At 42.0% G+C, this 13,769-nt stretch carries 13 protein-coding genes; all 13 read left to right on the top strand.

Going from position 1 to position 13,769, the window contains the following annotated elements; genetic code table 11:
• The first annotated feature begins 252 nt into the window (after positions 1 to 252).
• The 13 genes from accB (at position 253) to recN (ending at position 13,751) form a co-directional block, all read left to right on the top strand.
• Positions 253 to 765: an acetyl-CoA carboxylase biotin carboxyl carrier protein gene (accB, locus tag RSX31_RS07520; RefSeq protein ID WP_148995642.1), complete on the top strand. Its 513-nt coding sequence runs from the start codon at positions 253 to 255 to the stop codon at positions 763 to 765.
• 15 nt (positions 766 to 780) lie between these two features.
• Positions 781 to 2,133, top strand: coding sequence for an acetyl-CoA carboxylase biotin carboxylase subunit (gene accC, locus RSX31_RS07515; RefSeq protein WP_149157741.1), 1,353 nt, complete (start codon positions 781 to 783; stop codon positions 2,131 to 2,133).
• Positions 2,134 to 2,156: 23 nt separating this feature from the next.
• Positions 2,157 to 2,567, top strand: a complete 411-nt coding sequence (locus RSX31_RS07510) for an Asp23/Gls24 family envelope stress response protein (RefSeq protein WP_113970461.1) — start codon at positions 2,157 to 2,159, stop codon at positions 2,565 to 2,567.
• Positions 2,568 to 3,257: 690 nt separating this feature from the next.
• Positions 3,258 to 3,644 carry a transcription antitermination factor NusB gene (nusB, locus tag RSX31_RS07505; RefSeq protein WP_148969583.1) on the top strand — a complete coding sequence of 129 codons (387 nt, stop codon included), beginning with the start codon at positions 3,258 to 3,260 and terminating at the stop codon, positions 3,642 to 3,644.
• Positions 3,645 to 3,665: 21 nt separating this feature from the next.
• Positions 3,666 to 4,532, top strand: a complete 867-nt coding sequence (gene folD, locus RSX31_RS07500; RefSeq protein ID WP_315634134.1) for a bifunctional methylenetetrahydrofolate dehydrogenase/methenyltetrahydrofolate cyclohydrolase FolD — start codon at positions 3,666 to 3,668, stop codon at positions 4,530 to 4,532.
• Between the two features lie 118 nt (positions 4,533 to 4,650).
• Entirely contained in the window at positions 4,651 to 6,018 is a 1,368-nt protein-coding gene (gene xseA / locus RSX31_RS07495) for an exodeoxyribonuclease VII large subunit (RefSeq protein ID WP_315634132.1), read from the top strand.
• Positions 6,005 to 6,238 (top strand): exodeoxyribonuclease VII small subunit, encoded by a 234-nt coding sequence (xseB, locus tag RSX31_RS07490; RefSeq protein ID WP_315634131.1) that lies wholly within the window; start codon positions 6,005 to 6,007, stop codon positions 6,236 to 6,238. The genes xseA and xseB overlap by 14 nt, the downstream gene beginning before the upstream one ends.
• A 21-nt stretch (positions 6,239 to 6,259) precedes the next feature.
• Entirely contained in the window at positions 6,260 to 7,132 is an 873-nt protein-coding gene (locus tag RSX31_RS07485) for a farnesyl diphosphate synthase (protein WP_397548078.1), read from the top strand.
• Between the two features lie 707 nt (positions 7,133 to 7,839).
• The gene (locus tag RSX31_RS07480; protein WP_148969579.1) at positions 7,840 to 8,463 is read left to right on the top strand and encodes a CNNM metal transporter family protein; all 624 of its coding nucleotides are present in this window, start codon (positions 7,840 to 7,842) and stop codon (positions 8,461 to 8,463) included.
• A gap of 23 nt (positions 8,464 to 8,486) precedes the next feature.
• Entirely contained in the window at positions 8,487 to 10,379 is a 1,893-nt protein-coding gene (gene dxs, locus RSX31_RS07475; protein ID WP_148995637.1) for a 1-deoxy-D-xylulose-5-phosphate synthase, read from the top strand.
• A 2-nt stretch (positions 10,380 to 10,381) separates the two neighbouring features.
• Positions 10,382 to 11,215, top strand: a complete 834-nt coding sequence (locus RSX31_RS07470) for a TlyA family RNA methyltransferase (protein WP_315634129.1) — start codon at positions 10,382 to 10,384, stop codon at positions 11,213 to 11,215.
• Positions 11,216 to 11,469: 254 nt separating this feature from the next.
• The gene (ahrC, locus tag RSX31_RS07465) at positions 11,470 to 11,919 is read left to right on the top strand and encodes a transcriptional regulator AhrC/ArgR (protein WP_044340153.1); all 450 of its coding nucleotides are present in this window, start codon (positions 11,470 to 11,472) and stop codon (positions 11,917 to 11,919) included.
• A gap of 122 nt (positions 11,920 to 12,041) precedes the next feature.
• Positions 12,042 to 13,751 (top strand): DNA repair protein RecN, encoded by a 1,710-nt coding sequence (recN, locus tag RSX31_RS07460; RefSeq protein ID WP_315634128.1) that lies wholly within the window; start codon positions 12,042 to 12,044, stop codon positions 13,749 to 13,751.
• The last annotated feature ends 18 nt before the right edge of the window (positions 13,752 to 13,769 follow it).

Below are 13,769 nucleotides of genomic sequence, written 5' to 3'. Positions count from 1 at the left end.
GGGGAACCTTCAGGTGGCTATTTTTTTGTTTAAAAAAGAAGTGCAATGACTTGCACCCATATAAACGAATCAACAGATATCAAAAAAATTCTTCTATTATTTTATTTTTTTTCTAAAAAGGTCTAGAATAGAGAATAGGGTTGTATGCGCTTTACAGATTGGTAGGAATCGCATATTGAATTTATACGAGGTATTATCGTATGATATTAGTAGCTAGTCATAATTTTTTAAACTATAAGAGGGGTGTCAACAGTGTTAAAAATTCAAGAAATTCGTGAAATAATCAAACTCGTAGATCATTCTAGTGTTGATGAGTTTACATACGAGCATGATGGTTCGAAAATTAAACTTAAAAAGAATAATGGTGTAACAGTTTCCGGGCAACCACAAGTCGTTCAGGCAGTAGAGGAAGTAAAACCTGCAGCTCAAGCAGTACAGCAGGCTCCAGCGCCAGTGCAGGAAGCAGCTCCTTCTGTAAATACAGAAGAAAAAGAAGCTCCACAAGCAAAAGCAGACGATTCAAACTTACATAAAATCACGTCTCCTATGGTAGGGACGTTCTATCAATCTTCTTCCCCGGAATCAGGTCCATATGTGAAGGTTGGAGATAAAGTCGATGAAAGCTCTGTCGTATGTATCGTAGAAGCGATGAAATTATTTAATGAGATTGAAGCGGAAGTAAAAGGTGAAATTACAGAAATCTTAGTAAAAGACGGTCAATTGGTTGAATATGGACAGCCGTTATTCTTGGTCAAACCTGAATAAGGAGCGAAAATAGATATGATAAAAAAGGTATTAATCGCCAATCGAGGAGAAATTGCGGTACGTATTATTCGTGCATGCCGAGATTTAGGCATCGAAAGTGTAGCCGTTTATTCGGAAGCAGATAAAGAAGCACTCCATGTTCAATTAGCGGATGAAGCTTATTGCATCGGACCGACTGCATCGAAAGACAGCTACCTGAATTTCACAAACATCATTAGCGTGGCAAAACTGACAGATTGTGATGCCATTCACCCGGGTTACGGATTTTTAGCCGAGAACTCTGACTTTGCAGACCTGTGCCGCGATTGCAACATCATCTTCATAGGACCTTCACCAGAAGCGATTTCGAAGATGGGTACAAAGGACGTGGCTCGTGAAACCATGAGAGAAGCAGGCGTTCCGATTGTACCGGGTTCAAAGGGTATTGTGAAGGATGCAGAAGATGCGGTTCAGCTTGCAGAATCCATGGGTTATCCTGTCATCATCAAAGCCACTGCAGGTGGTGGAGGAAAAGGGATCCGTGTAGCGAAAAGCCAGGAAGAGCTTGTTAAAGGAGTAACGATCACTCAGCAAGAAGCCATGACTGCATTCGGTAACCCTGGTGTTTACATTGAAAAGTTCATCGAGGACTTCAGGCATGTGGAAATCCAGGTGCTGGCTGATAATTTCGGGAACGTGATCCATCTTGGGGAACGTGACTGTACGATTCAGCGCCGCCTTCAAAAATTGATCGAAGAAACGCCATCTCCAGCTTTAACAGAAGAAATTCGTGTTAAAATGGGGGAAGCAGCAGTAAAAGCAGCCAAAGCGGTTGATTATACTGGTGCCGGCACGGTAGAATTTATATATGACTATGTTAATCAATCCTTCTACTTTATGGAAATGAATACCCGTATCCAAGTAGAGCACCCTGTAACGGAACAGGTAACAGGAGTCGATTTGATTAAAGAACAAATTCTCGTGGCATCAGGAGAAAAGCTTTCCCTTACACAGGAAGAAGTAACATTCACTGGTTGGGCAATTGAATGTCGTATTAATGCAGAGAATCCTGAGAAGAATTTCATGCCGTCAGCAGGACGGATAGAAATGTATCTTCCACCAGGCGGCATTGGCGTAAGAATCGATTCTGCCGCATATCCTGGTTATATGATCCCTCCATACTACGATAGTATGATTGCCAAAGTGATCACCTATGGAGCGACTCGTGAAGAAGCGATCTCAAGAATGAAACGTGCCTTGAGTGAATTTGTGGTTGAGGGTATACACACAACCATTCCGTTCCATTTGAAACTATTAGATCATGAAACCTTTGTTGGTGGAGAATTTAATACGAAGTTCTTGGAGAAATACGAAGTAATGAAATCCTAGTGTGAATTCAGGAGGTGCCTTACATGGCGGAAAATCAAAACCTTTTACAAATGTCTCACGGTAAAGACGGCCTTGGGAAGATTGAAATCGCACCTGAAGTGATTGAAGTAATTGCAGGTATCGCTGCTTCAGAAGTAGAAGGTGTATCACAAATGCGTGGTAACTTCGCAACAGGTGTCGTCGAGCGTCTCGGAAAGAAAAACCACGGTAAAGGTGTCAAAGTGGAGCTTGCCGAGGAAGGAATCATCGTGGATGTATACTGCATCATGAAATTCGGTGTAGCCATCCCGACAGTGGCTCAAAAAATCCAGGATAACATTCGTCAAGCCCTGCTTAACATGACTGCTCTTGAAGCGGATGAAGTAAATGTTCATATCGTAGGCATTCAATTTGAGAATCAGAAATTTGAAGCTGAAATTGAAGACGAAATGTAAGAGAAGGACGGTCCTTAAGGGGGCCGTTCTTTTTTTTGTAAAGAACTCTCGAAAGGCTATGTACATTTGCTTTCTAATGTAAAAGTCGATAATAAAAGTCGGAAAGTCGATAATATATGTATGAAAGTCGATAATAAGTAGTGGAACGTTGATAATATCCTGGTATAGCAGCTATATAATTCATCTGAAAAGTACCATTTCAGAAGTTGCTCGGACAATCGGATCCAATTTTCATGTCCTATTTAATAATAGGATTGAATATAGAGACAAAATCCTTATTTTTCATTCAGTTGCACTCTTAAAGTGCTTGTCGGACCTGACCAACCCGCCTCCGCTTTTCTGATTGTCCAGCTCCGGGGCTTAGAGGCTCGAGGTCATAAGTCAAACCTGCCAAAAAGGCAAAGAACGCCTTTCCGGCAGGTTCGTCTTATGCTTGTCGCCTCTGGGCAAAGCCCCTCCGCTTTTCGGTTGTCCAGCTCCAGCGGGTAGTCCCTCGAGGTCATTTCTTGAGAATCCCCAAAGGCAAAGAACGCCTTCAGGGATTCTCAAGAAATGCTTGTCGGGCCTGACCAACCCGCCTCCGCCTTTCTGTCAGAATATTGATTTTTTTACATAGACGTGCGTATTACCCTTAGTTTGTGCTATTATCAAAGGTATGAAAATTGATGGATTAAAAGGAGTAAATATAAGATGAAGAGAAGAGTTGCTCGTGAAAAGGCCTTACAAGCGTTATTTCAAATAGATATGAGTGGGATTGAGCCGGACGTTGCGTTAACCAATGTGCTGGAGGAAGAGGAGAAGATGGATGCGTATCTTCAACAGCTTGTTCTCGGGTTTATCGAGAATCAGGAACGTATCGATGGGCACATTCGTGAAAACCTTGAGAAATGGTCATTTGACCGTCTGGCAAAAGTAGATCGTAACATTTTGCGTTTAGGAGTGTATGAACTACTGTTTGTGGAAGATGTTCCGAATAAAGTAGTCATTAACGAAGCAGTTGAAATTGCAAAGATCTTTGGAGATGATCAATCAAGCAAGTTTATCAATGGTGTTCTTTCAAAGGTGAGTCAATCTTAACAATGTTAGGGGGCGATTGGAATGTCAGCTTCTATAATTGATGGCAAACTCATTGCAGGTCATTATCGTGAACAATTAATAAGTAAGATCGAGGAGCTAAAGGTAAAGGATGTCACTCCAGGCTTGGCTGTCATCCTGGTAGGTGATAACCATGCTTCTCATTCATATGTCAAAATGAAGAGAAAAGCGTGCAGTAATCTTGGCATTCATTCAGAGCTTTATCAATATGAATCCAGTTTGACTCAAGATGAACTGCTGAATAAAATTGAAGAATTAAATGAACAGAGCCATATCCATGGAATTCTTGTACAACTGCCTCTCCCTGAGCATATCAATCCAATAACCGTGATCGAAACGATTTCTCCATCTAAAGATGTGGACGGGTTTCATCCCGTGTCGATTGGGAAAATGGTGACCAATCAAGATACCTTCTATTCCTGTACGCCACTTGGAATCATGAAGATGCTTGAATATGAAAACATTTCTGTAGAAGGTAAACACGTCGTGATTTTAGGAAGAAGTAATATTGTCGGAAAGCCGGCAGGTCACTTATTCTTGAATCGAAATGCGACGGTTACGTATTGCCATTCGAAAACGAAGAATATGTCTTTCTACACAAAACAGGCAGATATTATTGTATCTGCGGTAGGGAAAGCGAATTTAATCGGAGCAGAAGATATTAAACCGGGAGCCGTAGTCATTGACGTCGGAATGAATCGTGATGAAAACGGTGCACTATGTGGGGATGTGAATTTCTCAGAAGTAAAGGAAAAAGCCGGGAAAATCACACCGGTCCCTGGTGGTGTCGGACCTATGACGATTACGATGTTACTGTACAATACAGTGAAATCTGCAGAATGGGCTCTTGCCAATCGCCAAAACGGATAAAAAATAGTACACTATAGGTAACATAAATCGGAAAGGGACAGCTAATCGCTTGTCCCTTTCCGTATTCATACATATAAAAGCCTTTACAAATTGCAAGAAACAAAGGAGTCACTTGAGCATGGAACTCGATCAATCACGTTATTTAACGGTACAAGCTCTGACAAAATACATAAAGCGCAAATTCGATAGAGATCCCCATTTATCCAATCTATTCGTACGGGGGGAAATTTCGAATTTTAAAAGACATTCAAGCGGCCATATGTACTTTACCTTGAAAGACGAAAAAGCCCGTATCTTGTCTGTCATGTTTTCAAGTAACAATCAATCACTGAAATTCAGACCTGAAAATGGAATGAATGTGTTGATCCGGGGAGATATTTCCGTTTACGAATCAGGCGGGCAATATCAGATCTATGTAAAAGAAATGCAGCCTGACGGAATAGGTGAGCTGTATTTGGCCTATGAACAGTTGAAAGAGAAGCTCGAGAAAGCAGGCTATTTCGATCAAAGCCGGAAACGTGTGATCCCTAAGTTTCCGAAGCGAATTGCCGTTGTGACGTCTCCAACAGGTGCTGCAATAAGAGACATTATTACAACCATAAAAAGACGATATCCAATAGGTGAAATCCTTATTTTTCCTGCTTTGGTTCAAGGGGAGCAGGCGGCAGGGTCGATTGCCGGGGCAATGAAAAAGGTAAATAATCTAGGCGATATTGACGTATTGATTATCGGCCGTGGCGGTGGTTCGATTGAAGAATTATGGGCGTTTAACGAAGAAATCGTGGCCAAAGCCATCGTTGAGTCAAAAGTTCCAGTCATTTCTGCTGTCGGACATGAAACAGACTTTACGATCGCTGACTTTGTAGCCGATCTAAGAGCCCCTACACCAACAGCTGCGGGAGAATTAGCGGTTCCTCACATTGATGATTTGCTGGAAAGAATCATGAATCGTAAATTACGACTGATCAAAGCGTTCAAGACTAAGCTCGAAAGTGAGCGCAGCCGCTTAAATAGTTTAACCAAGTCCTACGCGTTAAGAAATCCGCGTAATCTGTATCAACAAAAAATTGAAACCGTCGACCGGCTGACCGACCAGCTGCAGAAAAACATAAGCTTGCATGTGAGACAAAACCGCGACCAATTAACGAGGCTTCACTCAAGACTTCAACGTGTGCATCCTTCACAACTCATCACCATTCAAAATGAGAGAGTCTTATTTATGAAGTCGAGGGTAGAAAAGCAATTTAAGCAGGTACTGAAAGAAAAGAACAACCGTTTCAGTTCTTCCCTGTCTACCTTGCATGCCCTCAGTCCATTAAAGATCATGGACAGGGGATACAGCCTGGTTTATCAGGATGATGATACATTGATCAAATCATCCAAGCAAGTCAAAGCTGGTGACCGTCTAGAGATAAATGTCAGGGATGGAAAAATACATTGCGAAGTTGAATCCGTTGAGGAGCGTGAAAATAATGGCAAAGCCTAAAGAAGAATTATCATTTGAAACAGCTATGGAACAACTGGAAGAAATTGTTGAGAAATTAGAAGAGGGAGAAGTTCCTTTGGAGAAAGCGTTAGAGTTCTATCAAAAAGGAATGGATCTTTCAAAATACTGTCATGATACGTTGCAAAAAGCAGAAAACCAATTAACGAAAATGATGACAGATGAAGGGGAAAAAGCCTTCGATCTGGATGAGGAGGAATAAAGGGTGAATCCTCACGTTGATCTGAAAGAATTTCAACAACAGCATGGAGAAATGATTACCAACCAAATGGTCGAGACGGTAGAGAGCCTTTCTATGCCCTCTAACTTGAAGAAGGCAATGATCTATTCTTTGCAAGCAGGTGGAAAGAGAATTCGTCCCATCCTCCTTTTAGCAACGATCAAAGCCTTTAACAAGGACCCTTTACTAGGGTTAAACACTGCTTCTGCCCTTGAAATGATTCATACCTATTCTTTGATTCATGACGACCTTCCTGCCATGGATGATGATGATTTGAGAAGAGGGAAGCCGACCAATCATAAAATGTTTGGTGAAGCGATGGCGATTTTAGCCGGTGACGCTTTACTAACCTACAGTTTTCAAATGATCGCAGAGGACAAGGGCCTTACAAGTGATCACAAGGTAAGGCTCATCAGTCTTTTAGCAAAGTGTGCGGGACCGGAAGGCATGGTTGGTGGACAAGTAGCCGATATTGAAGGGGAAAATAAGAAGCTTACTGTAAAAGGACTCGAAAGCATTCATGAGCATAAAACCGGTAAGTTACTGACGTTTAGTGTATTGGCAGGCGGAATTATCTCCGATGCGTCGGAAGAGCAACTTGAAATACTAAAGCAATTTGCATATCATATTGGCCTTGCCTTTCAAATTCAGGATGACATTCTTGATATTGAAGGCTCCGAAGAAATTATTGGAAAGCCAGTGGGGAGCGACGAATCGAAACATAAGTGTACATATCCAAGTCTCTTGACGTTAGGAGGAGCTAAGGACAAGCTTCACTTCCACTTGAACGAAGCGTTATCCTCACTGGATCAAATGACAATCGATTCCAGTCTCCTTACCGAAATTGCCCAATTAATCGTTGCCCGGAATCATTAAAACCATTCTATGTTTGAGCAAATTATTTAACATATGTTATAATATCTCTAGAATGAAAATTTGGGTGGTGCAGTATTCTAGTCAGTCCACCAATCCTGAAGGTGGGCCTAAAAATCCACTAAAGGGCACATCGATGAAGTTCCTGGAATTGGCTTGAGGCGCCCAGCCTTGGGTCATATCTGGGAGTAAGGCTTGAGGGCGATCCACAATGGCATGTGGGCGTTGACCCGCAAGCCGCGGAGGCTTTGTTTCTTATGCTGGCATAAGCATATGCAATAAGGACAAAGTATGAACCTGCGATGTGATGATTCACTAGCAGCGTAGCCTGCCTTGAGTGAAGAGAGAGGGGATTATGGTTACAAGGTACACATCAGTTGGCCATTGATATGTGCTTTTTCGCCCATATGAAATCCTCTTTGCAAAAGAGGCTAAGGATTGCGTTAAGGACTGTTGAGGAAAACTCCTAGACTGTTCATATTCGGACATATAAAGAGGATTATAGTGCGGACTAAGTGGTAATCCAGTCTAGCTTGTGGTGACGCGGCTAAGTCGGGTTTAAAGGGAAACCGCCGGTATGGCAACATCCGGTATCCGATTGGGAAAACCTACTGGACCTAAGCTGCAATTTTTACTCTTTATATGACCATCCAATTACATAGCATTGATAATATATATTTACACAATAGAAACGGTGTGTTTAAACGATAATGAATGAAACAATGAAAAACTCAATAAAGTGGAGTGTCAGCATTGCCGTTATCACATTTGTGTTAGCGGCTATTTTTTCAGTTACATCCAATATGGTTTTAAATGGTGTCGCTTGGTATACAGGACTGGTTGTTGTGTTAATCATCGTCTTTATCGGAATCTTCTTTGATATGCTGGGGATTGCTGCAACGGCCGCTGATGAAACACCTTTTCATGCTATGGCGGCCAAAAAAGTGTATGGTGCACGTTATTCAATCAAAATCGTCCGGAACGCAGACCGGTTCGCGAGCTTCTGTAACGATGTAATCGGTGATATTTCAGGGATTATAAGTGGTACTGCGTCAGCGATTGTCATTATACAATTAGCCGTATCTTTTCAGCTTGAAGGCGGTTCTTTGAGAGAATATATTGTAAGCGTAACATTGACAAGTATCATAGCTTCCTTGACCGTTGGAGGCAAAGCGCTTGGAAAAACGTTTGCTATCACTTATTCTAAGGATATAATATTCAGAGTTGGTAAAGTTCTACAATTTTTTGAAGATCGATTTCACATCGTAGTGATTAAAGATAAAAAAGATAAAAACAAGAAAAAACGTTACAAGCGTGCGAAACAAAATATTTAGTGATGGAAAGTGAGTGGGACCTCATGGATTTATTATCAATAAAGGAGCCTTCTTTTCTTAAAAATATGTCGAATGAACAATTAGAAGAGCTCAGTCAAGAGATTCGCCATTTCTTAATAAAGAATCTATCTAAGACTGGCGGTCATATTGGTCCAAACTTAGGGGTGGTTGAATTAACAGTTGCCCTTCATAAGCATTTCTCAAGTCCAAAAGATAAAATCCTTTGGGATGTTGGTCATCAGTCGTATGTACATAAGATCTTGACTGGCCGTGCTTGTCAGTTTGATACGTTGCGACAATACAAAGGGTTATGTGGTTTCCCTAAACGCAATGAAAGCGATCATGATGTTTGGGAAACGGGGCATAGCTCTACTTCACTATCCGCAGCCATGGGTATGGCAATCGCAAGGGATGTCAAAAAAGAAGATTCATACATCATCCCTGTGATCGGAGATGGCGCCTTAACGGGCGGTATGGCACTCGAGGCACTTAACCACATCGGTCATGAAAAGAAAGATATGATCGTCGTCTTAAATGATAATGAAATGTCCATCGCCCCAAACGTTGGAGCCCTTCACAGTGTCCTTGGCCGATTGCGCACTGCCGGGAAGTACAACTGGGTTAAAGATGAAATGGAATACATTCTTAAACGAATCCCTGCTGTCGGCGGAAAATTAGCAAGTACGGCTGAGCGGGTAAAAGACAGTTTAAAGTATCTATTCGTTTCAGGAATGTTCTTTGAAGAATTAGGTTTTACCTATCTTGGGCCAATCGATGGTCATGATTATAATGATTTATCTGAAAACATCCAGTATGCGAAGAAAACAAAAGGTCCTGTCCTTTTACACGTCATAACGAAAAAAGGGAAAGGGTTTCATCCTGCTGAATCAGACAAGCAGGGCACATGGCATGGTACAGGACCATACAAGATTGACACAGGAGACCTGATTAAGCCTATAAATGCACCACCTTCCTGGAGTGGGCTTGTAAGTGAAACCGTCAGAAAGATTGCCCGTGAGGATGAACGAATTGTCGCAATCACTCCAGCCATGCCTGTGGGGTCCAAACTGCTTGGATTTGCTGAAGAATTCCCCGATCGAATGTTTGATGTAGGGATTGCCGAACAGCATGCCACTACTGTTGCAGCGGGTCTGGCTACCCAGGATATGAAGCCATTCCTGGCCATTTATTCAACCTTCCTGCAAAGGGCGTACGACCAAGTGGTTCACGATATTTGCCGACAAAACTTAAATGTCTTCATCGGGATTGACCGTGCCGGATTAGTAGGTGCCGATGGTGAAACGCATCAAGGTGTATTTGACATCGCCTTTTTAAGACATTTACCGAATATGGTGATCATGATGCCGAAGGACGAAAATGAAGGTCAACACCTTGTCAATACAGCTTTACAGTATAATGATGGTCCAATAGCGTTACGCTATCCTCGTGGAAACGGATATGGAGTGCCCATGGATTCAGAGCTGAAAAACATTCCAATCGGGACATGGGAAGTATTAAAGCAAGGGAAAGATGCTGCTATCCTGACGTTTGGTACAACAATCCCAATGGCGATGGAAGCGGCGGCGGAGCTTGAGAAACAAGGGCTTTCCGTCCGGGTCGTGAATGCGAGATTCATTAAACCAATGGACGAAGCGATGTTAAAGAGTATCCTTGGAGAAGAAATGCCTATTTTAACGATAGAAGAGGCGGTTCTCCAAGGAGGATTCGGAAGCGGTGTTCTTGAGTTCGCACAAGAACAGGGTTACCATAACGCCGTGATTGACCGCATTGGAATTCCTGATTACTTCATCGAGCATGGAAGCGTGAAGGAATTGCTGAACGAAATCGGCATGACTAAAGAAAATGTCGTAGACCGTATTTTAACCATAACACCAAAAAAACAAAAAAGGGCTTAATGATGAAAGTAAAAAAACAACGCGTAGATGTACTCCTGGTAGAACGGGGATTAATCGATACAAGAGAAAAAGCAAAACGAGCTGTCATGGCAGGACTTGTTTACTCAAATGAAGTGAGACTGGACAAGCCTGGGGAAAAAGTGAGTGAAGATATCCCGCTGACGATGAAAGGGAAAGTGATCCCATATGTCAGCCGTGGAGGCTTAAAGCTGGAAAAAGCTTTACAAGTCTTTGATGTAGACGTCAACGATAAAGTGATGATAGATATCGGGGCGTCTACTGGAGGATTTACCGATTGTGCTTTGCAAAACGGGGCAAAGATGTCCTATGCACTTGATGTAGGGTATAACCAGCTTGCCTGGAAGCTTAGACAGGATGAGAGGGTCGTCGTGATGGAAAGAACCAACTTCCGCTACGTAACGCCGACGGATTTACAAGGTGAAATGCCGAGTTTTGCATCCATTGATGTGTCCTTTATTTCCCTTTCACTCATATTACCTGTCCTTAAAACCCTATTGGTTCCTGGTGGGGACTGTATCGCTTTGATTAAGCCACAGTTCGAAGCAGGTAAGAATCAAGTCGGGAAAAAAGGAATTGTAAGGGATCCGGCCGTGCACAAAATGGTAATCGAGAAAATTATGACCCTGGCTATTAAAGAAGGCTATCATATTGCCGGTTTGTCCTATTCCCCTATTACAGGAGGAGATGGGAATATTGAATTCCTGATCCATCTGAAATGGTCCGGGGATGCAGAGAGTGGCGAATCTTTCTTAAGCACTATACCGGATGAGGTTATTGAAGAAGCTCATAATCAGTTAAAAGCGAATACGCAATAAGGAATGGGCTGCTCTTCATGGAAGAGCGGCTTTTCTTTTTGTCCAGCTCCGGCGGCTAGACCCTCGAGGTCATAAGCTAAATTAACCAAAAAGGCAAAAAACGCCTTTCCGGTCAATTCATCTTATGCTTGTCGGGCCTACCAAGCCGCCTCCGCTTTTCTTTTTTATTGTACTTCCATACAAAATAGGCTAACATAAGCGTAGAGGTATATTTATACAGGTTTTAATCAAATGTAAGAGGTGTATGTTCTATGATGAACAAAGGGCAAAGACATATAAAGATCAGAGAAATCATTACGAATAGAGATGTGGAAACACAGGATGAGCTAGTGGAAAGTCTTAAGAATGCTGGCTTTAATGTGACCCAGGCTACCGTGTCGAGGGATATTAAAGAATTGCATTTAGTTAAAGTGCCGTTGATGGATGGGAGATACAAATATAGTTTGCCTGCTGATCAGCGCTTTAATCCTCTGCAAAAACTTAAGCGTACCCTGACGGATGCGTTTGTCAAAGTGGACCAGGCCGGGCATATGCTGGTCATGAAGACTCTACCTGGTAATGCTAATGCTATCGGTGCTTTAATTGATAACTTGGACTGGGAAGAGATACTGGGAACGATTTGTGGAGATGACACATGTTTGATCATCTGCCGCACTGAAGAAGAGACGAAGATTGTTTCAGAACGTTTTTTAGACATGCTATAAATTGTAGGATCAATTCTAATTTAATGGGCGGGGTATTTGCAGCCCTTCATACAAAATCCAATAGGAAGCTTTTCTTTTAAATTGTTTGAGGGAAAAGTTCCTTTTTATTTGAGGTGAATGTTTTGCTACAAGAACTATCAATCAAAAATTTCGCCATAATTGAATCCCTCTCTCTTTCTTTTGAAGAAGGTCTGACCGTTCTATCAGGGGAGACTGGGGCTGGGAAGTCGATTATCATTGATGCCATTCACTTATTGGTTGGTGGAAGAGGATCCTCGGAATATGTTCGGCATGGGGAGAAGAAGGCTGAAATTGAAGGGTTATTTATTCTTGATAATGAAACGCATCCTTGCTTTGAGAAAGCGGCGAGCTTCGGGATAGAGATCGAAGAAGGCATGATCATCCTTCGTAGAGATATCTCGAGTACAGGGAAAAGTGTTTGCAGGATCAATGGTAAGCTCGTGACGATTGCGATCATGAGGGAAATCGGGGCTTCACTTATTGATATTCATGGACAGCATGAGCATCAAGAGCTGATGAATGAAAGCCTGCATCTTTCCTTATTGGATCAATTCGGCGGAAAAGAGATTGCTTCAGGTCTCTCGAGTTACGGAGAAGTATACAAAGAGTACCTTTCCATTTATAAGCAGCTAAAAAGGCTTAATGAGAACGAGCAGGAGATGGCTCATCGATTGGATCTCATTCAGTTTCAGCTGAAAGAAATTCATGATGCGGATCTGCAATTAAACGAAGATGATGAGCTTATGGAAGAGAAGCGGAAGCTTATGAACTTTGAAAAACTTTTTGAAGCGCTGCAGACTTCTTATGACAGCATACAAGGCGAGAGAAAAGGGCTGGACTGGACAGGCCTTGCCATGAGTCATCTCGAGACAGCTGCAGAGGTGGATTCTCAATATGATAAGACTCTGGAATCTGTTTCGAATGCTTTTTATATGCTTGAAGATGCTGCTCAACAAGTAAGAGGGGAATTAGATCAACTTGAATTTGAACCGAATCGTTTGGATCTCATCGAGACGAGACTGAACGAGATTAACGGTTTAAAGAGAAAGTATGGATCCTCTGTGGAAGAAATTCTCGCATACAGTTCAAAGATTGAAGAAGAAATTGAAACCATCATGAACAAAGATTCTCATGTCGAACATTTACAAAGTAAATTACAATCACTTGAGAAAGACTTATCATTAGAGGCGAGAAATCTGTCGCAAACGAGAAAGCAGTGGGCGAAAAAATTAACTGCAAGTATTCATGAGCAATTAAAGCAACTTTACATGGATAAAACGAAATTTGAAGTCCGTTTTGTGAAAAGTGGGGAAAAAGAATCGTTTTCCTTCCATCATTTTAAAAAGGATGGTTGGGATACAGTGGAGTTTTACATATCCACCAATCCAGGTGAGCCTTTAAAGCCGCTATCCAAAGTAGCTTCAGGTGGAGAACTCTCCCGCATTATGTTAGCCATGAAGACGATCTTTTCCAAGCACCAGGGAATTACCTCCATCATTTTTGATGAGGTGGATACGGGAGTGAGTGGTAGAGTGGCACAAGCCATCGCTGAAAAAATTTACCAAGTAGCCATTCATTCCCAGGTGATGTGTATATCTCACCTGCCACAAGTAGCTGCGATGGCGGATTGTCACTTGTTTATTTCAAAAAAACTTTCAGGCGGCAGAACGAGCACAATGGTTAAACGCCTTCAAGAAAAGGAAAAGATCAAAGAAATCTCCAGAATGATTTCAGGAGTGGAAATTACAGATTTAACATTGGAACATGCAAAGGAATTGTTGCAGTTAGCAGGTTCCATTAAAGAAACATGAAAAGCTATCCAATTCGGG

It is taken from the genome of Rossellomorea yichunensis, assembly GCF_032337515.1.
Classification (GTDB): domain Bacteria; phylum Bacillota; class Bacilli; order Bacillales; family Bacillaceae_B; genus Rossellomorea; species Rossellomorea yichunensis.
This window is presented reverse-complemented; position numbering and strand designations above follow the sequence as displayed.